Genomic DNA, 19,998 nt, shown 5'->3' on the forward strand with positions numbered 1-19,998 from the left:
TCCGTCAGGTGTGAGGGCCACCCGTTTCTGGACGGCCGTCCCGGATGGCGAGATTGTGCAGTTCTTCAGTAGACATTGGTGCGAAGATAGCTGACATGACGACGACCTTGCTCACCCGCCGTCGCGTCATCGATCTGCTGCGGACGGCGAGCGCCACCTGTCGGTGACCCCTGTTCTGCCTGCGCCATCACCCTGATCTCTTTCTGTGCGTGCCCCTTGTTCGAGGGAGACCCATGTCTGTCCCCGCTGTGCACCGTCCTGCCCTCTCACTGGTCCCCGATCGCTCCGAAGAGCGTGTCGTGGACGCCGACGTCTACCGCAACGTCTTCCGTCGCCACGCCGCCGGCGTCGTGGTGATCACCGCCGACGCGGGCCACGGCCCGGTGGGCTTCACGGCCACCTCACTGGTCTCGGTCAGCCTGCTGCCGCCGCTCGTCTCGTTCGCCATCGACACCAAGGCGTCCAGCTGGCCGACCGTCAGCCGTACCGAGTCCCTGGCCATCAACTTCCTGTCCGACGACCAGCAGGCGATCGCCGGCCGGTTCGCCACCAGCGGGATCGACCGCTTCGCCGCGCCGACCCGCTGGTCCCGGCTGCACACCGGGGAGCCCGTGCTCGACGAAGCGCCGAGCGTCCTGCGCGCACACGTCGAACACCGCTTCGCTGTCGGCGACCACTACCTGGTCGTCGCCCGCCTGATCACCCACACCGAACGTCGCGAACACGAGCCGTTGCTCTACCACGACGGTCGCTACGCCACCGCCACCCCGAGGGTTCACCATGTCTAAGTCTTTGAAGTACTTCGCTCTCGCCGCGCTGCTCGTCGTGAGCGGCTGCGGCGGCGCGGCCCAGGCGGGCAGTGGCGCGAAGCTCGCGCTGGATGCTCCGCTGCCGACGACCGTCCCGGACGGCGCGAAGATCGTCGTCGGCGACCCGGCTACCCAGGTCGCGTTCAAACTGTCGGGCCAGCTGGACAAGGTGGAGAAGTACACCAAGTTCGCGAACCTGAGCGGTGGACCGCAGACCACCGAGGCGTTCCGGGCGCATGCGCTCGACCTCGGCTCGGTCGCCGAGATCCCCGCGATCCACGCGACCTGGACCGGGCTGAAGGTGAAGATCGTCGCCTCGAAGTTCCGCCAGGACGCGATCAACCACCCGATCTACGAGCTCGGGATCGCGCCCGGCGTGACCGTGAAGACGCTCGCCGACCTGCGGGGCAAGTCGATCGCGTTCAGTCCGGGGCAGGCGCAGGGCGCGCTGGTCCTCAAGGTGCTGAAGAAGGCCGGCCTGACCAAGGACGACGTGAAGCTGATCGAGCTGCCCAGCACGGGGGACGTGTACACGAACGCCCTTGCAGGTAAGCAGGTCGACGTCGCGCCGATCGGCGGCGTACAGATCAAGCGCTACACGGCCAAGTACGGCAAGGACGGTGCGACCACGCTGCAGCACGGGATCCGGGACGACGCCGGTCACCTCTACGGTCCGGTCGAGTCGCTCGAGGATCCCGCCAAGGCGGCCGCCATTCGTGCGTACGTCGCCGCGTGGGGCGTCGCGCAGGACTGGATCGACAAGCACCCGAAGGAATGGATCGCCGGGTACTACGTGAAGGACCAGGGACTCACCGAGGCCGACGGTCAGTGGCTCGTCGACAACGCCGGCCACCCGGACATCACGGCCGACTGGAGCGACGCGATCACGCGTAACCAGGAGACGATCGAACTGCTGGCCGCGGAGACCAAGAACCCGGTGATCCAGGCCAAGGACCTCTACGACCTGCGGTTCCAGACGGTCGCGGCCGACGCGATCAAGGCAGGTGCGGCGAAATGACCGTCACCAGTCTGCCCGGGGTGCGGCCTGTCACGCGCTCCGCGCCCGTCGTACGGCGGCGCCGGCTCGGACCGGGGAAGCCGATCAAGTTCGGTGCTGCGATCGGACCGATCCTGCTGCTCGTCGGGTGGAGCATCGGATCGGCCACCGGCTGGATCGACCAACGCGTACTGTCGGCGCCGTGGACGGTCGTCACGACCGCCGGTGAGCTCATCTCGGACGGCCGTCTGCAGTCGAACCTGTGGACGTCATCGCAACGAGCGCTGGTCGGACTCGGCCTCGGCATCGTGCTGGGCGTCGCTTTGGCGCTGATCTCCGGGCTCTCCCGGCTCGGCGAGGCGATCCTCGACGGACCGATCCAGATCAAGCGCGCGATTCCGTCGCTCGCCCTGCTGCCGCTGCTGATTCTGTGGCTCGGGATCGGCGAGTCGATGAAGGTCGTGACGATCCTGCTCGGCGTCTTCGTGCCGATCTACCTGCACACCCACAACGGCCTGCGCACCATCGACAGCCGGTACGTCGAGCTCGCGCAGACCGTCGGCCTGTCGCAGCGCGAGTTCATCCGGCGCGTCGTCCTGCCGGGGGCGCTGCCCGGGTTCCTGCTCGGTCTGCGGTTCGCCGTGACCGGCGCGTGGCTGTCGCTGGTGGTGGTCGAGCAGATCAACGCCACCAGCGGGATCGGCTACATGATGGAGCTGGCCCGGACCTACGGGCAGACCGACATCATCATCGTCGGCCTGGTCCTGTACGGAATTCTCGGCCTGCTCTCCGACGGGGCTGTTCGCTTGATTCAAAGGAGGGCCCTGTCATGGCGCCGTACGCTGGCATCGTAACTCGCGATCTGGTCCGCCGGTACGACGACCGAGCCGTCCTGAACGGTGTCGATCTCGAGATCGCGCCCGGCGAGTTCGTTGCCCTGCTGGGCCGAAGCGGCTCCGGCAAGAGCACCCTGTTGCGCGCCCTCGCCGGGTTGGACCCCGACGTCGCCGGCTCGGGCGAACTGGTGGTGCCTCAGAACGTCTCGGTCGTCTTCCAGGACTCGCGATTGTTGCCCTGGGCAACGGTCTTGGAGAACGTCGTCCTCGGACTGCGCGGCGCCGAGGATCAGGGCCGGAAGAGTCTGGCCGAGGTCGGTCTCGCCGGCCGGGAGAAGGCGTGGCCGAACGAGCTGTCGGGTGGGGAGCAGCAGCGGGTGGCGCTCGCCCGGTCGCTGGTGCGGGAGCCTGAACTGTTGCTGGCCGATGAGCCGTTCGGTGCGCTCGATGCGCTGACGCGGTTGAAGATGCATGCCCTGCTGCGCACTTTGTGCGAGGTGCACCGGCCCGCCGTCCTGCTCGTGACCCATGACGTCGACGAGGCGGTCGCCTTGGCAGATCGGATTCTCGTGCTCGAGGACGGGCGGCTGATCGCCGAAGAAGTGGTGGACGAACCTGCCGCGGTCCGGTCGCGGCTTCTTGACGCGTTGGGGGTTTCGTTGTGAGCAAGCAGTTGCATCTGAATGCGTTCCTGATGAGTACGGGTCACCACGAGGCGTCGTGGCGGCTGCCGGAGAGCAATCCGTTCGCCAACACGTCGATCGAGCATTATCAGGAGCTGGCGCGGATCGCCGAGCGCGGATTGTTCGACTCGGTCTTCTTCGCGGACTCGCCGGCGTTGTTCGGCGAGGTCGGCCGGCGGCCGGCGGGCTCGTTGGAGCCGACCGTGCTGCTGACCGCGATCGCCGCGGTGACCTCGCGGATCGGACTGATCGCGACCGCATCCACGACGTACAACGATCCGTTCAATCTCGCGCGGCGGTTCGCCAGCGTCGATCATGTCAGCGGTGGGCGGGCCGGCTGGAACGTCGTGACCACGGCGGGTCCGGACGCGGCGAAGAACTTCAACCTGGCCGACCAGCCCGCGCACGCGGAGCGGTACGACCGGGCGGCCGAGTTCCTCGAGGTCGCGTACAAGCTGTGGGACTCGTGGCAGGACGATGCCGCGATCGCCGACAAGGAGGCCGGCGTCTGGGCGGTCAACGACCGCGTCGTACCGATCGATCATGTCGGCCGGCACTTCCAGGTCCGCGGCCCGCTGAACCTGCCGCGGTCGCCGCAGGGGCATCCGCTGATCGTGCAGGCCGGCTCGTCGGAGGACGGCAAGGGACTGGCCGCCCGGTACGCCGAGGCCGTCTTCACGGCCCAGCAGACGCTGGCCGACGCCCAGGACTTCTACCGTGACCTGAAGGCCCGTACGGCGGCGCTGGGCCGCGATCCGGAGACGATCAAGATCCTGCCCGGGATCGTGCCGGTGATCGGGTCCACGGTCGAGGAGGCGCAGCGGCTGGAACGGCAGCTCGACGAGCTGATCCAGCCCGAGTACGCGCGGCTGCAGCTCGCCAAGACACTGCGCGTCGCGCCGGAGGCGTTGCCGCTCGACCAGCAGCTCCCGGCCGAACTGCCCGACGAGGACGAGATCGAGGGCGCGAAGAGCCGCTACACGCTGATCGTCACGCTGGCCCGCCGCGAGAAGCTGACCGTCCGCGAGCTGATCGGCCGCCTCGGTGGTGGCCGCGGTCACCGCACCTTCACCGGTACGCCGGACCAAGTGGCCGACGCGATCGAGCAGTGGTTCGCGGCCGGAGCGGCCGACGGCTTCAACATCATGCCGCCGGTGCTCCCGTCCGGGCTGACCGTCTTCGTCGACGAGGTGATCCCGATCCTGCAGCGGCGCGGTCTGTTCCGCACCGAGTACACCGGGACAACCCTCCGAGACCACTACGGCCTAGCCCGCCCCGCCGGCCGGTCCACGGTTCTGCAGGAGGCAACCGGTTAGACCCGGACGACCAGCTTCCCGACCGCCTTGCCGTCGGTCATGATCCGGTGCGCCGCGCCGATCTCTTCCATCGTGAAGACCTGATCGATCCGGATCGAGAGCTTGCCGGCGGCCACCAGATCGCAGTACCGCTGGAACGCCTCGGCGGGGAGATCGTTGCTTTCCCCGCTGTAGGCGGTCAGCCGGACGCCGTTCGGCAGATAGTCCATCGGATAGAAGTCCGGGATCGACCAGTTGTCGCTGAGCATTCCGGTGAAACACGCGGTGCCGTGCACCGCGACGGCTTTCAACGTGTCGGGAAGCGCATTTGTGCCGACGAGTTCGAGAGCGGCGTGCACGCCTTCGGGGCGGATTTCCCGGACCTTTGCCGCGACGTTGCCGTCGTCAACGATCGGATGGTCGACACCGTGGTCGCGAAGAACGTCGACACGGTGCGGATTGCGGGTCGTGGAGAACACGGTCAGCCCGTGTTCCTTGGCGATCGCGGCGGCGGCCACGCCGATCGACGACGTACCGCCGCGAATCAGCACGCTCTGGCCGGGCTCGATCGCCAGGCCGGTGAACAGCGACCCGTGGGCTGTCTGCAGCATCTCGGGGAGCGCGCCGAGCGTGGCCCAGTCCAGGTCGGTGGTCACCGGGACGATCGACGTGGCGGGAACGACGACGTACTCGGCGTAGCCGCCGTCGTACTGGCGGCCCATCCCGCCCATCATCGCGGCCGCCTGCTGCCCGGGCGCGAACTCGCCGTTCGGGGCGGCATCGACGGTGCCGACCGCCTCGATCCCGGGGATGACCGGGAACGTCGCCCCGGTCGCCAGCCCGGCTCGCAGGTGATACTCCGACCGGTTCAGTCCGAAGGCCTCGACCTTGATCCGCACCCAGCCCGGATCCGGCTCGGGAACCGGCACCCGGCGTACTCGGAGCTCTTCGGGTTCCACCGGGTGGTCCAGCACGATTGCTCGCATGTCCATGGCGACCATCCTGCCTCCTGCCGTGTCAGAGTTCTCTACATGGGGAAACGCCCGAGCGTGGTGGCGCACCGTGGATCCAGCGATACCAGTCCTGAGCACACGCTCGCGGCGTACCGCCGAGCGATCGATGCCGGGGCCGACGGTCTGGAGTGTGACGTCCGGCTGACCGCGGACGGTCATCTGGTCTGTGTGCACGACCGCCGGATCGAGCGCACCTCGAACGGTAAAGGCGTGCTGTCCACGATGAGCCTGCAGGAGCTGGAGGCCTTCGACTGGGGTTCCTGGAAGAACCCGTGGTCCGATCTCGACGAGGACGCCGAACTGCCGGATCCGGACCTGTCCACGGTGCTGACGCTGGACAAGCTGCTGGCGACCGTACGGGACTCCGGGCGGCCGCTGGAGCTGGCCATCGAGACCAAGCACCCGACTCGGTACGCCGGACTGGTGGAACGGCGTCTGATCGAGGCACTCGGGCGGTACGGGTGGTCGCATCCGAAGATCGGCACCGAATCGCCGGTCCGGGTGATGAGCTTCTCCTGGTTGTCGCTGCGGCGGATGCGGGTGCTGGCGCCGGGGCTGCGGACCGTACTGCTGATGGACCGGGTGCCGCTGCGGTTCCGCGACGGCTCGCTGCCGACCGGGGTCTCGCATGCCGGTCCGAGCCTGGAGATCGTCACCGCTCACCCCGAGTACGTCGACCGAGCGCACAAGCACGGTCACCAGGTACATGTGTGGACGGTGAACGCGGAGGCCGATATGCGGCACTGCCGCGATATCGGGGTCGACGCGATCATCAGCGACCGGCCGGAGTCCGTACTCCGGGTGTTGTCGGACGAGAGTCGAGAGATCGGACGTCCCTAAGGGTGTTCCGATGAATGCGGGCGGTTATTGTTACGTTAAATGTCGCTCGATTTCATGACAGTTTCCCAACAACTCCCGTGGTTCAAGCGTTAGCTGTGTAACGGAATTCCCGCCGGTGTTTTTCCGGGCCGGAAGTGGGCAGAACCTCTGATGGCTGTTCCGATCATCGAGGAGACCCTGCTTGTCCTCAGCGACCCTGCCTGCCGACGTGAGTGTCGTGGACGTCGTACTGCCGCACGAAGTGTCCGCGGTAGCGGATGCCCGGCGCCGTTTGGCCGCATACCTGAAGCGGTACCGCGTGACCGACGGAGCGTGTGACGACGCTCAGCTGGTGCTCTCGGAGCTGCTTTCCAACGCCATCCGCTACGCACCCGCGTTGCCGGCCGGAGAAGTGCGCGCGGCCTGGTGGATCGACAACTCCGGAATTCACGTCGAGGTGACCGACGGTCGCGGTGAGACCGAGCCGCGGCGGATCGACGACCCGCACCCGGAGTCGATCGGCGGCCGTGGGCTGGCGATCGTCGACGTCCTCACCTCGCACTGGGACGTCCGGACCGGGATCGGGCGCCGGACCGTGCACGCCGTCGTCCCGAGCTGACTCCGGCGGGTTCGCCGTACGGCGGGGTGGGCTGCAAGACTGCGCTCATGGGAAAGAAGTCGCGGCAGCGCGCGAAGAACACGACGACCGTCACCCTCGACCCGGCCGACCTGGTCGACGTCGGTCCGCGGGAACCTTGCCCCTGCGGTTCGGGCAAGCGGTTCAAGCAGTGCCACGGCAAGGAGATCGCGGCCGCCGCGGACACCTGGGTGGTGCGCCCGTTCGAGGGGCTGCCGTCCGAGTGCGACCTGATCGCGTTCCGCGAGATCGTGCCGTCCGGGACGGCGCAGGTCGAGCTGCTCGACTCCGGCAAGGTGGTCAACCTGGTCACCCTGCTGCCGATGGCGATGCCCGGCCTGGTCCGCGACGACGAGACGATCTGGATCGGCCTGCAGACGCACGCCTCCTCCGGTGACCCGTCACGCGACCTCGGCCACGCGATCACGGCCGCCCTCGCCACCGAGCCCGGCAACCCGATCCAGGTCGGCGACCTGATGAAGGACGGCCCGCGCCTGCAGGACCTGATCGACACCTCCAAGCCGATCGAGGTCAAGGTCCACGAAGGCTTCGACTTCTGGGTCGGCGAGAACGTCGAGGACCCGACCGGTGAGGTCGCTGCCGGTCTCGAGCGCGCCAACGCCGCCGCTGCGCCGACCGTCCGGCTCGAGTCGGTCGAGGCGGCGTACTGGACGCAGATCGGCGACCGCCGCTACCTGCGCTGGGTCCTCCCGCACGGCGAGGACACCGTCCTCGACGCGCTCGCTCGCCTGCACGCAGCCGGCCAGTCCCAGCTCGTCGAAGACAGCCGCCTGATCGGCTCCTTCCGCGCCCTCGGCGTCCTGGCCCCGGTCTGGGAGCTCCCCGCCGACACCGAAGCCGCCGACGTCGAGAAGCCCGCCGCCGACTTCGCCGCCGCCCTCGACAAGGCCCTCGCCGCCACCGCCCCCCTCACCACCGAAGAGCGAGCCGCCCGAGCCGGCCTCGCCAGCCGCCAACTCACCATCCGGTAAAAGGACACGGCCGCCGAAGGACACCGCCTTCGGCGGCGACGGACTTTTCGACACCTGCCGCGCGCGTGCGTGCGGACCCCAGGTCTGGGCTTTTGTGCCCAGAACGCGAGAAGGCCCCGGTGGGAACCGGGGCCTTCTCGAACGTGGACGGCCCAAGTCCTGCTGACGGGGGAGCAACAGGGCCTGGGCCTAGGCATGAAGAGTACTCAGGAGCGGGTCAGTGCACAAGCCCCGTTTTCACTCCGCGTGTCGTCGGCTTCACTCGCGTCGTCAAGTGAATGCGTGAAGTAAGGAGTCAGGCGGGCTCGCGGAGCACCGGGCACGACATGCAGCGGGGGCCGCCGCGGCCGGAGCCGAGTTCGGAGCCGGAGATCCGGATGACCTCGACGCCGGATTCCTCGAGACGCTGGTTGGTCTCGACCGTGCGTTCGTAAGCGATGCAGACGCGCGGCGCGAGGGCGAGCGTGTTGTTGCCGTCGTCCCACTGCTCGCGCTCGGCGGTGACCGGGTCCAGGCCGGTGTCGATCCGCCGCAGCGTGTCGATCCCGAGCGCCTTGGCGGCCGCGACGAGGAACGGCTCGGACTCGGCCACGTGTAGCTCGTCGCCGTCCGTGGTGACGGCGAGCGCGCGCATCTCCTCGGCCATGTTCGGATACATCAGTACGGCGTCGACGTCGACCATCGTGCACACCGTGTCGAGGTGCATCGTGGCGCGCTGCTGAGCAATCGGTACGGCGAGCACCGTGTGCGCGAGGTTCTTCGCGAACACCCGCCGCGCCAGCCGCTCGACACCAGCCGGCGTCGTCCGCTCGCCCACGCCAACCGCGAGCACGCCGGGCCCGAGGGCAAGCACATCCCCGCCCTCAACGTGCTCCAAAGAGTGGTCGTACACCTTGTCCGCCCCGGCGAACCGCGGGTGGAAGCCGTAGATCAGTTCGGTCAGCTGGGTCTCGCGAACCCGCGCCGGCATCGCCAGCGACGTGACCGCGACCGAGTCCCGGATCCACACACTCGAGTCCCGCGTGAACAGCAGGTTCGGCAGCGGGTCGATCAGGAAGTCCTCGTGCGCGAGCAATGACGTGACCAGCCCGCCGGCCCGCACCTCGTCGTTCCGGACGCCGGCCATCAGCGCCTCGGCCAGCTCGGCCGGATCGAGAGCCGTCAGCGACGCAGCGAGGTACTCTCGCAGCGTGTCGCCGAGCCGCAGGTCCGCGATCGCGCCGGTCACCGCCTGCTCGCGAGCCGCCGGGTCACCGAGCGCCTCGATCAGCAGCTCGTGCAGGTACAGCACCTCGACACCGCGGTCCCGCAGCACCTGCGCGAACGCGTCGTGCTCGTCCTGCGCGCGGCCGACCCACGGGATCCCGTCGAACAGCAGCTTGTCGTTGTTGCGCGGGGTCAGCCGGCGCAACTCGTTCCCCGGCCGGTGCAGCATCACAGTCCGCAGCGTGCCGACCTCGCTGTCGACGCCGTACATCTGGCTCATCTGCCTGCCCTCTCGTCGACAAGTACTGTCTGATTGTCCGACAATCTTCGCTCGGATGCAAAGAGAGCTGCACAACACTGCCTTCGTCCGAAAGAACGAGATGTCGTCTTCGAGTACCCACTGAAGCAGTCCGCAGCCCATTGAGGAACTAGGCTGCGGTGCTGTGTCCGGTGCTGATTCCTCCCCTGAGCCGTTCGAGCGTGCCGTCGCCTGTGTGATCCCGGCGAAGGACGAGGGGCTGCGGATCGCGGCGACGGTCGACGCGGTGCACAAGATCATCGGGGTCGATCTGGTGGTGGTCGTGGACGACGGATCGTCCGATGACACCGCCCAAGTGGCCGAGCGTGCCGGTGCCGTCGTGGTCCGCCACGACCGCAACCAGGGCAAGGCAGCCGCGATGGAGACCGGCGCGGCGGCGGTCGCCGAGCGCGATGGCGCCCGGCCGCGACACCTGCTCTTCCTCGACGCGGATCTGACCGACTCCGCCAGTGCTGCGGCTCCGCTGCTGGAGCCGGTGCAGGCCGGTCGCGCGGACATGACGATCGGGACGCTGCCGGCGCAGGTTCGGGCCGACGGTTCTAAGGCCGGCGGCCACGGGTTCGTGGTCAAGCTGGCCCGGGCCGGCATCCAGGAGTCGACCGGCTGGGCTCCGGAACAACCGCTCTCCGGCCAGCGCTGTCTGACCCGGCTCGCGTTCGATGCCGCCGTACCGCTGGCTGCCGGGTTCGGCGTGGAGACCGCGCTGAGCATCGACCTCGGCCGCAAGGGGTTCCGGATCCTCGAGGTGCCGATCGAGGTGCGGCACCGGGCGACCGGGACCGACCTGCGCGGCCAACTGCACCGCGGCAAGCAGTACCTGCATGTACGGCGTGCTCTCGCGGCCCGCAGCGCGTTGCCGGCCGACGGGGGACCGTCGCTGCGCAGCCTGTTCCCGCGGAAGACGACACCATGAGCACCGAAGTCACCCCCGACCCGCGCCTCGCAGAGCGGTACGGCCGCCGCGCCGTCGCTCTCTACCTCGCCTGTACGGCGTTGATCGTGGCGGTCGGCCTGCTCGGCCCGTCGGTCGTCGTGCTGACGCTCACGAACCGGCACGCCTGGCTCCCGTCGTACTGGTTCGACGCAAAGCCGAACGGCTGGCTCGTCTCGGTGCTGATCTACGTCGCGATCCTCCTCGGCGGCTACGGCGTCTGGATGGCGGTCAAGGCGTTGAAGCACGGCTGGGCCCCGCGCCTCAGCCGATTGGTTGCCCTAGGCATCGGTACGACGGCGGCCGTGACGCTGGTGCCGCCGATGGCGTCCGGCGATGTGCTGATCTACGCGGCGTACGGGCGGATCATGACGCTCGGCGGCAACCCGTACACGACCGCGCCGGCCGACACGATCCGGCTCGGCTACGACCCGGTGATCGCGGCGACCGAGCGGCCGTGGCAGGGCGCGCGCAGTGTCTACGGCCCGATCGCGACCTGGATCCAGTGGCTGTCGTCGGTGGTCGGCGGCGACTCGATGCAGCTGACCGTGTGGATGCTGCAGCTGTCGGTCGGGATCAGCCTGATCCTGACCAGCCTGCTGCTGCTCAAGCTCGTCGGCCCGAACCTGCCCAGCCGCCGGCGCGTGCTGATGCTCGGCATGGCGAACCCGCTGCTGCTGTGGTCGGTGCTGGCCGGTGCGCACAACGACTCGATCGCGGTGATGTTCGCGGTTCTGGCGCTGGTGGCGCTGCGACGGCATGTGTTCCTGGCCGGACTTCTGATCGGGATGGCCGGTGCGACCAAGCTGTCGATCGGTCTGGTCGGCATCGCGATGTTGTGGTCACTGCGCGCGGATCGCCGCAAGGCGCTCATCATGTGCGGCGGTGGTGCGCTCGCGATGGGCGGTCTGTACGGCATCTTCGGGCTGCAAGCCTTCCAGCAGGCGCGGTCGCAGACGTCGTTCATCTCGACCGGTACGCCGCATAAGGTGCTGCTGAGTCTGTTCGACCTGTTCCTGCCCGGCGCCCTCGTCCGGACGATCCTCGCGATCCTGGCCTGGGTCGGGCTGATCGTGGTCGCGATCCTGCTCTCGCAGGTGATGCCGAAGTCGCTCGTCCCGCAGACGCACCCGAACGACCCGGTCCCGGCCGCGGTGCGCTACACCGCGATCTACGCGATCGCCTGGGTGCTGACCGCGATGTACTCACTGCCTTGGTACGACGTCATCGCCTGGCTGCCGTTGGCGGCCGTGGCCGCGTCGAAGGTCGACAAGTTCATGGTGGTCCGGACGACGATGCTCGCGATCGCGTACGTGCCAGGGCGGGATCCGAACGCACGTCAGGTCGCGGCGAGCCTGTCCGACTCGCTGGAGTTCTTCAGCGCGCGGCTACGGGACACGATCTGCCCGGCGATCGAGCTCGCCGTACTGGTCGGGTTGATCGTGTGGGCCCGCCGGAGTGGCGCGCAGTGGTGGCCGTACGACTGGCCGCGGCGCAAGCAGAAGGCCGTTCCGGAGAAGGCTTCCGCAAGCTAACCTCGCCGGATGAAGAAGCTGGTGGGGGCGGGTGTCTTCGTACACCGCGAGCCGAACGACTACGTCGAGCAACTGCGGACCGGGTCGATGTCGGTGGGGACCTACTCGATTCCGGCGGGTGGGGTGGACGACCAGGCGCCGCACCACGAGGAAGAGATCTACGTGGTGACGGCTGGACGGGCTACCTTCGTGACGCCGTCCGGTGCGGAGCCTGTTGAGACGGGCGATGTCCTCTTCGTTCCCGCGGAAGAGGAGCATCGCTTCGTCGACATCACCGAAGACCTTTCGCTGCTGGTCGTCTTCGCTCCGGCGTACTCGGGGCGCTAGTTCCAGAAGTGCGCGGCTGCTGCGACTGCCCGGGCCATGACGGCCTTGACCGGTTGCTTGAGCTCGGCGGCCGCGGTGACGACATCCTCGTACTCCGGTTGCACGTTGACCACTTGGCCGTCGTACCGGGCGATCTTGATGCTGACCGCTTGGCCGTCGACGTCGACCGAGGTGAACTCGCGGTCGGCGGCGTGCTTGCGGATGTCGTACTCGCGGAGGCCGATCGCGGTGGTCTCGGTCAGGACAACGCGTCGTACGGCGTCGGCGTTCGTGCTGCTGACGAGGACGGACAGCGTGTGGGCGGGCCGGCCCTTCTTCATCAGGATCGGCGTCAGCCACGCGTCGGAAGCGCCGGCGTCCAGCAACCGCTGCAGAATGGGCGGCCAGAGCCTCGGGTCCAGGTCGTCGATGTTGGTCTCGTAGACGAGCTGCGTCGCGGCCCGTTCGGCGGTCTCCCCGACGATCACTCGCAGGATGTTCGGCACCTCCACCGGGTCTCGCCCGCCGGCGCCGACCCCGGTCCGGCCGACTCGCATCGGCGGCATCATCCCGAACTCGTCCGCCAGCGTCGCCAGCAACGCGGCGCCAGTCGGCGTCGTCATCTCGTACGGCGCGGTGCCGCCAATCACCGGCGCCTCAGCCTCAGCCACAAGATGCAGGACCGCCGGCCCCGGAATCGGAATCCCGCCGTGCTGCCCCCGCACCTGCCGCCCCCCACCCAGCGCGATCGTCGAAACCACGATCCGCTCCAGCTGGAGCGAAACGGATGCCGCCGCCACCCCCACGATGTCCGCAATCGCATCCAGCGCGCCGACCTCGTGAAAGTGCACCCCCTCCACATCCACTCCGTGAGCGTTCGCCTCAGCCCGAGCCAACCGAGCGAAGGTATCCAACGCCCGCTCCCGAACACTCTCCGGCAGCTCAGCCGCCTCCAGAATCCGCCGAACCTCACTCCAAGGCCGAGTAGGCCCATGCGAGTGCGAGTGCCCGCCATGACCGTGCCCATGGCCGTGTCCGTGCCCAGCCTCCGGTTCGGGTACGGCGACTGCAGGCCCTTCCGGGTGAGGAGTGCCGTTGACCTCGACCGTCGCCTTGAGAGCGGCGATCTGGTGGCGGGCTGTCCGACTCGTCTGCACGGCGAGAGACGGGTCTACCGCGGCTACCGCGGCGTTCACGTACGCCAGGTCGGCGCCGGCGTCGAGCAGCGCGCCTAGGAGCATGTCGCCCGACGCACCGGCGGAGCAGTCGATCCAGGCGACCTTCACGACTCGTCCTTCCGCTCACGCGGGGCTGCGCGGCGGGCTACTCGGGCGGCGAAGACGCCGGCGCCGAAGCCGTTGTCGATGTTGACGACCGTCACGCCGGGGGCGCAGGAGTTCAGCATGCCGAGCAGCGCGGCCACACCACCGAAAGATGCGCCGTAGCCGACCGACGTGGGCACGGCGACCAGCGGTACGCCGACGAGCCCGCCGACGACGCTGGGGAGCGCACCCTCCATCCCGGCGACCACGATCAGGCAGTCCGCGACGTCGAGCCGCTCACGCACCCCGAGGATCCGGTGCAGCCCGGCCACACCCACATCGGTGATCATCTCGACGTTCGCGCCGAACACGCGTGCAGTCGTCGCCGCCTCGAGTGCGACCGGCGCATCCGACGTACCGGCGGCCACCACGGCCACGGTCCCCCGCAGAACGGGAGGCTCGCCGAGAACCGCCGTACGGCCGACTGGGTCGACCACGGCATCCGGCAGCTCGGCGGCGACCGCGGCTTGGGCCTCGGGCGTCAGCCGGGTCGCCAGTACGGCGTTGCCCGGGTGGGTGGCGTGCAGGGTGCGCAGCAGTTCGACGACCTGTGAGGGCGTCTTGCCGGCGCCGTACACCACCTCGGCGTCGCCAGTGCGTTCCAGCCGGTCGGTGTCGAGACGGGCGTAACCGAGGTCGTGAACCCCCGGCTGTGGTCCTTGGTCAGGCAAATGTGTCACGTCGTGAATCTACGTGATGCACGCTCCGCAACCACCTGAGTACTCAGGTAAACCCGGATGCCTTAGGCTCTCGTGCGTGTCTTCGACGTTAGCCGGTGCATTCGGGATCGCTGCCTTGTTCGTGGCGGTGCTCGCCCTCGTGTTCGCCATCCAGGCGGTCCGGGCCCAGACCGGTACGACGGCCGCCGCCGTACCGCCGCCTGCCCCAGAGCCCGATCCGGAACCGCAACCCGAGCCCAAACCCGGCACGGTCAAGGCCGAACTGCGCAGACTCGGCAAGGACATCGAGGTGACCCGCGCCGAGCTGCGCGACACCGTCCAGCACCTCGCCATCGTCCGGTACGACGCCTTCGGCGACACCGGCGGCAAGCTCTCCTGGTCGCTGGCCCTGCTCGACGACAACGGCCACGGCGTCGTCCTGACCTCGATCAACAGCCGCGCCGACGCCCGCACCTACGCCAAGGAGATCCGCTCCTTCGCCAGCGAGTCCAAACTCTCCCCGGAGGAAGAGGAAGCCCTCGAAACCCTCCGCAAAGACGCCGGCCCCACCCTCGCCTAGCGGCGGCGGGGGACTCGGGCGACCAGGGCGCCGGGTTCTACTTCGGCGGTCAGGGTTCGGCCGGGGCCGATGGGGTCGCCGTCGAGCTGGCGTTCTACGTCGACGGCGGCGATGATCTCGACCTTGCGCCCGGTGAAGCGCTCCAGGTACATGTCCGTGCGGTTGGTGCGCGTCAGCAAGCGCCAGACGACGATCGGCCACTGGGTGACGCGGCGCGGGGCGATCACGACCACGTCGAGCAGACCGTCGTCGGGGCGGGCGTCCGGCAGCAGCGGGATGTTCGCCTGCAGCATGCCGACGTTACCGACCACGACGGTCCGGACCCGGCGCTCGATCGGCGTCTCGTCGTCAAGGGTGATCCGGACGCGCACCGACGGGTGGTTGATGTTGCGGGCGGTCGAGACCAAGTACGCCGGCCAGCCGATCTGCGCCTTGAGGACGGGCGGCGCGCCGGAGATGATCGCGGCGTCGAGCCCGAGCCCGGCCATCACGGCGAAGCGGTCGGTGTCCAGCTGGTCGCCGTACACGGAGACGAGGTCGATCCGCCGGTTGCGGCCTTCGAGGATCCGCTCGAGCGCGTCGTCGAGGTCGAGCGGGATGTGCAGGTTGCGGGCGAGCAGGTTGCCGGTGCCGGCCGGGATCACGCCGACCGGGATGCCGGTGTGGGCCAGCGCCGCGCAGACCACGCGGACCGTGCCGTCGCCGCCGGCGACCAGGACCAGGTCCGACTCGTACTCGATCGCGCGCTTGGCCATCGCATTGCCGGAGTCGTCGATCTGGGTCTCCAGCCACAGCGGGTCGTCGAAGCCGCGCAATTCCAGCGAGCGGGTCACCTTCCGCCGGAAGGCCACTCCGTCGCCGACCTTGATCGGGTTCACGATCACCGCGGCCCGCGGCGGGCGCGCGGTCTCCAACGTCGAGGACGGTGTACGGCGGCGCCTCCGGCGCAATCCGGGGCGCAGGCCGAACCCGATCGAGGTCGCGGTGAGGATGGCCAGCCCGAGCGCCCAGCCGCCGAGCACGTCGGACACGTAGTGCACGTTCAGCGCGAGCCGGTCCACCGACGCAATCCACACGACCGCAATGACCGGCAGCAGCACGAGCAGCCGGAACCGCCGCCGCCACCCGCGCACCGAAGGCAGTACGACGCCAAGCGCCCCAGCCATCACGAACGCTGCGGTCGCGTGGCCTGAGACATACGACCAGCCGTCGGTCTCGACCAGGTGCTGAGCGGGCTGGGACCGCGTGAAGATGTACTGCGCCGCCTGAACCAGCCCGAGCTCGGCGCCGGCCGAGACCAGCAGCCAGACGGTCAGCAGCCGCGCCCGACGGTGCCAGAGGTAGACGGCGACGACCACGATCACGGCTCGCGACGTCCACGGCAGGACGACCGCTCCGACCACCTGCCAGAAGTCGACCACCTCCGGGTGCGTGGCGCCGTACCCGCTGGCTCGGGCGGCCATGGAGGCGTCCCAGCGCTGCAGCGGCGGCCAGCCGCCGAAGACCAGCAGAGTGATCACGGTGAACGGCACCGCACCCAGGACAACGGTCAGCGCGCGGCCGACCGGAGTGGATGGGTGGTGGTTCATCGCCCGCTCAATTCCCCCCTGTGGTCACTCCGGTGCAGTGTTGCATCGAGAACCGTTCGGCACGCCTGGAGGCGCCCCAGACGCCCGCTGGCGGCGTTGTCGTCGTCGCGAGATGCTCCGCATCGCGCTCCTCCTCCGCCTTGCCAGCGAACGACTGGACCACCACCAGTCGCACCAACGATCCTCGATGCAACACACCACATCATCCCGAATTGACTTCGCCCGCCGAGACACGCCCCGATACCCTCATCGTGTGATTGACGCGAAACTGCTCCGTGAGAACCCTGACGTCGTACGTGCCGCCCTGACCAAGCGCGGCGAGAGTACCGACCTGGTCGACCAGATTCTGGTGGCCGACAGTGAGCGTCGATCGTCCATCTCCGCCTTCGAGGCGCTCCGCGCCGAGCAGAAGACGCTCGGCAAGCAGGTCGCCCAGGCCAAGGGTGACGAGCGCACCGCGCTGCTGGAGCGGACGAAGACCCTGGCCGCCGAGGTGAAGGCCAACGAGGCCGCCGCCAACGAGGCCGGTCGCCGGTACGACGAGCTGGCCGGCGCACTGCCGAACCTGGTCTCGGACGAGGCGCCGGTCGGCGGCGAGGCCGACTTCCGGGTTGTCGAGACGATCGGCAAGCCGCGCGACTTCGCGGCCGAGGGCTTCGAGCCGCGCGACCACCTCGAGCTGGGCGAGCTCCTCGGCGCGATCGACATGGAGCGCGGCGCCAAGGTGTCGGGTGCCCGGTTCTACTTCCTCAAGGGCGTCGGCATGCTGCTGCAGCTCGGGATGCTGCAGCTGGCCGTCCAGCAGGCGGTGGAGAACGGCTTCACCCCGATGATCACGCCGACGCTGGTCAAGCCCGAGGTGATGGGCGGCACCGGCTACCTCTCGGCCCACGACGACGTCTACCGCCTCGACGACCCCGAGCTCTACCTGACCGGTACGTCGGAGGTCGCGCTGGCCGGCTACCACATGGACGAGATCCTGGACCTTTCCAACGGCCCGATCCGGTACGCCGGCTGGTCGTCCTGCTACCGCAAGGAAGCCGGCTCGCACGGGAAGGACACCCGCGGGATCATCCGCGTCCACCAGTTCGACAAGGTCGAGATGTTCTCCTACTGCAGCCTCGAGGACGCTGCCGCGGAGCACCTGCGGCTGCTGGACTGGGAGAAGCAGATGCTCGACAAGATGGAGCTGAGCTACCGGGTGATCGACACCGCGACCGGTGATCTCGGACAGTCGGCGTACCGGAAGTTCGACTGCGAGGCCTGGGTGCCGACCCAGGGCGCGTACCGCGAGCTCACCTCGACGTCGAACTGCACCGACTTCCAGGCCCGCCGGCTGAACATCCGGCACCGCGACGCCGACGGCAAGACGCAGCCGGTGGCGACGCTGAACGGGACGCTGGCCACCACCCGGTGGATCGTGGCGATCCTGGAGACGCACCAGCTCGCGGACGGATCGGTCCGGGTGCCGGCCGCCCTCCAGCCGTTCCTCGGCCGCGAGGTCCTCGAGCCGGTCAACAGCAAGTGAGCGAACCGCAGGCGGCGCCTTTCCAGCCGACAGCAGTTGCCCTGGACATCGACGGCACGCTGATCGACCACGACGAGAGGCTGTCGCCTGCGGTCGTCGACGCCGTACGGCGGGCCTCCGCGCAGGTGCCGGTGTTCCTGGCCACCGGCCGGGCGTGGTCGACGACCAAGCCGGTGGCCGACCGCTTCGGCCTGCCCGCCGGCGGAATAGTTGTCGTGAGCAACGGTGCGCGCACGATGCGCTACCCGGACGGCGAGTTGCTGGACGAGCGCACCTTCGACCCGCGCACGGTGATCGCTTCGGTCCGGGAGCACGCACCGAACGCCCGGATGGCCGTCGAGGAGTACGACGGGACGTACCTGGTGACCGAGCCGTTCCCGGACGGCGACCTCGGCTACAACGCCACGATCCGCGTGGTCTCCGACGAGGAGCTCGCGCCGGAACCCGTGACCAGGTTGATCATTCGCGACCCGGAGCAGTCCGAGGCGGACTTCGTGCGGCTGGCCGAGCGGCTGGGTCTGCACGGCGTCGGCTACTTCGTCGGCTGGACGGCCTGGCTCGACATTGCGCCCGAGGGTGTGGACAAGTCGACCGGTCTGAAGGTCGCTCTGGCGCAGTACGACCTGGACCCGTCGGGTCTGGTCGCGATCGGGGACGGACGCAACGACATCGAGATGCTGAAGTTCGCCGGCCTCGGGGTCGCGATGGGCTCGGCGCCCGACGAGGTGAAGGCAGCCGCCGACGAGGTGACGAAGTCGGTCTCCGACGACGGAGTCGCCGCCGTACTCAACCGCTGGTTCTGACAGCAACCCTTTCGACCAGAACAAAATAGCTTGACAAGCCGGAAGCTTGCCGGTAGCAACAAAAAGGCCCGGAACCCCTGTCTACGCAGGGATTCCGGGCCGGTGCGTTGAGTGACCGACAGTCCGCTGGCGGGCCGCTTGTCGGATCAGGCGACGCGGCTACCGCCTCGGCGCGGCTGGCACGGCTGAACGTCGACGACGGTCTCGAAGGCGTCCAGTACGGCGCTCAGCTCGGGCCGCGGCCGCGGCGTCTTGGTGGCCGGGCTCTGGCCGCGCCGGGCTCGGCGCAAGTGCCGCTTGACAGTCGACAAGGAACATCCGAGCCGCATGGCAAGGGATTCCAGGCTGTCGTTGGGGTACTGGCTGCGCAGCCGCAGTACTTCTTCGTGGCTGACCGGACGGCGCGTGCCGCGGGCGCCGGCGAGCTGGTCGAAGTCGTCGGCCTGCACTTCGACGTCGAGCAGGTTCCGCATCGAGCGGCGTTGTGCCGCGGTCGTTCCGGCGACGAAGCCGCTCACGTCGTGCTCCGCCACCGCGCTGTACAGGCAGTCGGTGAAGAGCGGACACGAAGCACACAAGGCTTTTGCCTCCCGCACCAGCTGCTCGTACCGCTCCCGGGTCCGGCGGGTTGCCGAGGCGGGCGGCGGCTCTTCCATCAGACGGTGCTGGAAAATGTCCGACCGGGCGATACATCCGGTCATGGCCCCATCTGTCGTGGAAGATGTGTCGACAGCTCGATCGTGTCCCAAGAGATTGGCGCTGCTGACGGTCATCAAGGCTCCCCAAGTATCCGGATCGAAGTGAACGAACGGTGAACCTCGTTCGATCACACGGATCCACTAGCTGATGGAACGGCGACTGTTTGCCGGCCCACCACGTCGTCCCTGGCGCGGGACATACCGATCCATAACTGTTGACGTCGCTGCTGAGGATTTGGTTGCAGCCAAATCCGCATCAATTTCGCGGACGTTTCGCTGGTCGCTGGCGGGCTGTCTCAGTCGTGCTGATCCAGAACAGGCATACGACGCGGTCGAATCGCTCCGGGTTCCCTGCCAGACCTCCGCATGAAATCACGCGTTCTCCATGCTGCGCAGGCGAACTAGCTGCCTTTGCAGCTTGTTGCCGTAACGGTCTGGTGA

Annotated in this window: 20 protein-coding genes; 14 read left to right on the forward strand and 6 right to left on the reverse strand. The window is 68.6% G+C overall.

Annotation, left to right across the window (positions count from 1 at the left end; genetic code table 11):
* The first annotated feature begins 233 nt into the window (after positions 1-233).
* From ABZS29_RS11280 to ABZS29_RS11300, 5 genes are read left to right on the forward strand one after another with little or no spacing between them, the layout of a single operon-like run.
* A complete protein-coding gene (locus ABZS29_RS11280) occupies positions 234-788 on the forward strand; it encodes a flavin reductase family protein (RefSeq protein WP_355460739.1) in 555 nt (184 codons plus the stop codon).
* Positions 781-1,827 carry an ABC transporter substrate-binding protein gene (locus ABZS29_RS11285; RefSeq protein WP_355460741.1) on the forward strand — a complete coding sequence of 349 codons (1,047 nt, stop codon included), beginning with the start codon at positions 781-783 and terminating at the stop codon, positions 1,825-1,827. Before ABZS29_RS11280 ends, ABZS29_RS11285 begins: the two co-directional genes overlap by 8 nt.
* Positions 1,824-2,660, forward strand: a complete 837-nt coding sequence (locus ABZS29_RS11290) for an ABC transporter permease (protein ID WP_355460743.1) — start codon at positions 1,824-1,826, stop codon at positions 2,658-2,660. Before ABZS29_RS11285 ends, ABZS29_RS11290 begins: the two co-directional genes overlap by 4 nt.
* A complete protein-coding gene (locus tag ABZS29_RS11295; RefSeq protein ID WP_355460745.1) occupies positions 2,636-3,307 on the forward strand; it encodes an ABC transporter ATP-binding protein in 672 nt (223 codons plus the stop codon). Before ABZS29_RS11290 ends, ABZS29_RS11295 begins: the two co-directional genes overlap by 25 nt.
* Positions 3,304-4,641, forward strand: a complete 1,338-nt coding sequence (locus ABZS29_RS11300; RefSeq protein ID WP_355460747.1) for an LLM class flavin-dependent oxidoreductase — start codon at positions 3,304-3,306, stop codon at positions 4,639-4,641. The genes ABZS29_RS11295 and ABZS29_RS11300 overlap by 4 nt, the downstream gene beginning before the upstream one ends.
* Here the strand turns inward: ABZS29_RS11300 and ABZS29_RS11305 are convergent.
* The gene (locus ABZS29_RS11305; RefSeq protein ID WP_355460749.1) at positions 4,638-5,612 is read right to left on the reverse strand and encodes a zinc-binding alcohol dehydrogenase family protein; all 975 of its coding nucleotides are present in this window, start codon (positions 5,610-5,612) and stop codon (positions 4,638-4,640) included. The two genes, ABZS29_RS11300 and ABZS29_RS11305, sit on opposite strands and share 4 nt — an antisense overlap.
* Positions 5,613-5,651: 39 nt before the next feature.
* Between ABZS29_RS11305 and ABZS29_RS11310 the strand changes: the two genes are divergently transcribed.
* The 3 genes from ABZS29_RS11310 (at position 5,652) to ABZS29_RS11320 (ending at position 8,081) form a co-directional block, all read left to right on the forward strand.
* Positions 5,652-6,473, forward strand: a complete 822-nt coding sequence (locus ABZS29_RS11310) for a glycerophosphodiester phosphodiesterase family protein (protein ID WP_355460750.1) — start codon at positions 5,652-5,654, stop codon at positions 6,471-6,473.
* Between the two features lie 181 nt (positions 6,474-6,654).
* Positions 6,655-7,071 (forward strand): ATP-binding protein, encoded by a 417-nt coding sequence (locus ABZS29_RS11315; protein WP_355460751.1) that lies wholly within the window; start codon positions 6,655-6,657, stop codon positions 7,069-7,071.
* 47 nt (positions 7,072-7,118) lie between these two features.
* Positions 7,119-8,081, forward strand: coding sequence for a DUF5926 family protein (locus ABZS29_RS11320; protein WP_355460753.1), 963 nt, complete (start codon positions 7,119-7,121; stop codon positions 8,079-8,081).
* 295 nt (positions 8,082-8,376) lie between these two features.
* On the opposite strand, the gene ABZS29_RS11325 is transcribed toward ABZS29_RS11320, so the two are convergent.
* A complete protein-coding gene (locus ABZS29_RS11325) occupies positions 8,377-9,567 on the reverse strand; it encodes an arginine deiminase (protein ID WP_355460755.1) in 1,191 nt (396 codons plus the stop codon).
* Positions 9,568-9,730: 163 nt separating this feature from the next.
* On the opposite strand from ABZS29_RS11325, the gene ABZS29_RS11330 reads away from it, so the two are divergent.
* The 3 genes from ABZS29_RS11330 to ABZS29_RS11340 are packed head-to-tail and all read left to right on the forward strand — an operon-like array spanning position 9,731 to position 12,399.
* Entirely contained in the window at positions 9,731-10,519 is a 789-nt protein-coding gene (locus ABZS29_RS11330; RefSeq protein ID WP_355460756.1) for a glycosyltransferase, read from the forward strand.
* The gene (locus tag ABZS29_RS11335; RefSeq protein ID WP_355460758.1) at positions 10,516-12,072 is read left to right on the forward strand and encodes a DUF2029 domain-containing protein; all 1,557 of its coding nucleotides are present in this window, start codon (positions 10,516-10,518) and stop codon (positions 12,070-12,072) included. Before ABZS29_RS11330 ends, ABZS29_RS11335 begins: the two co-directional genes overlap by 4 nt.
* Positions 12,073-12,081: 9 nt before the next feature.
* Positions 12,082-12,399: a cupin domain-containing protein gene (locus ABZS29_RS11340; protein WP_355460760.1), complete on the forward strand. Its 318-nt coding sequence runs from the start codon at positions 12,082-12,084 to the stop codon at positions 12,397-12,399.
* On the opposite strand, the gene larC is transcribed toward ABZS29_RS11340, so the two are convergent.
* A complete protein-coding gene (larC, locus tag ABZS29_RS11345) occupies positions 12,396-13,664 on the reverse strand; it encodes a nickel pincer cofactor biosynthesis protein LarC (protein ID WP_355460762.1) in 1,269 nt (422 codons plus the stop codon). The genes ABZS29_RS11340 and larC overlap by 4 nt on opposite strands.
* Complete coding sequence (gene larB, locus ABZS29_RS11350; RefSeq protein WP_355460763.1) at positions 13,661-14,380, reverse strand: nickel pincer cofactor biosynthesis protein LarB; 720 nt, start codon at positions 14,378-14,380, stop codon at positions 13,661-13,663. The genes larC and larB overlap by 4 nt, the downstream gene beginning before the upstream one ends.
* 76 nt (positions 14,381-14,456) lie before the next feature.
* Between larB and ABZS29_RS11355 the strand changes: the two genes are divergently transcribed.
* Positions 14,457-14,939 (forward strand): DUF4446 family protein, encoded by a 483-nt coding sequence (locus tag ABZS29_RS11355; RefSeq protein WP_355460765.1) that lies wholly within the window; start codon positions 14,457-14,459, stop codon positions 14,937-14,939.
* On the opposite strand, the gene ABZS29_RS11360 is transcribed toward ABZS29_RS11355, so the two are convergent.
* On the reverse strand, positions 14,936-16,528 hold the full coding sequence (locus tag ABZS29_RS11360; protein ID WP_355460767.1) for a diacylglycerol kinase family protein: 1,593 nt from the start codon (positions 16,526-16,528) through the stop codon (positions 14,936-14,938). The two genes, ABZS29_RS11355 and ABZS29_RS11360, sit on opposite strands and share 4 nt — an antisense overlap.
* 253 nt (positions 16,529-16,781) lie before the next feature.
* On the opposite strand from ABZS29_RS11360, the gene serS reads away from it, so the two are divergent.
* Together serS and ABZS29_RS11370 are read left to right on the forward strand one after the other, a co-directional pair.
* Positions 16,782-18,056 (forward strand): serine--tRNA ligase, encoded by a 1,275-nt coding sequence (gene serS, locus ABZS29_RS11365; RefSeq protein ID WP_355460768.1) that lies wholly within the window; start codon positions 16,782-16,784, stop codon positions 18,054-18,056.
* Positions 18,053-18,859 carry an HAD family hydrolase gene (locus tag ABZS29_RS11370; RefSeq protein ID WP_355460770.1) on the forward strand — a complete coding sequence of 269 codons (807 nt, stop codon included), beginning with the start codon at positions 18,053-18,055 and terminating at the stop codon, positions 18,857-18,859. Before serS ends, ABZS29_RS11370 begins: the two co-directional genes overlap by 4 nt.
* 146 nt (positions 18,860-19,005) lie before the next feature.
* Here ABZS29_RS11370 and ABZS29_RS11375 read toward each other — a convergent pair whose 3' ends face one another.
* On the reverse strand, positions 19,006-19,560 hold the full coding sequence (locus ABZS29_RS11375) for a WhiB family transcriptional regulator (RefSeq protein ID WP_355460772.1): 555 nt from the start codon (positions 19,558-19,560) through the stop codon (positions 19,006-19,008).
* Between the last annotated feature and the right edge of the window lie 438 nt (positions 19,561-19,998).

Source organism: Kribbella sp. NPDC005582, assembly GCF_040605415.1.
Taxonomy (GTDB): Bacteria; Actinomycetota; Actinomycetes; order Propionibacteriales; family Kribbellaceae; genus Kribbella.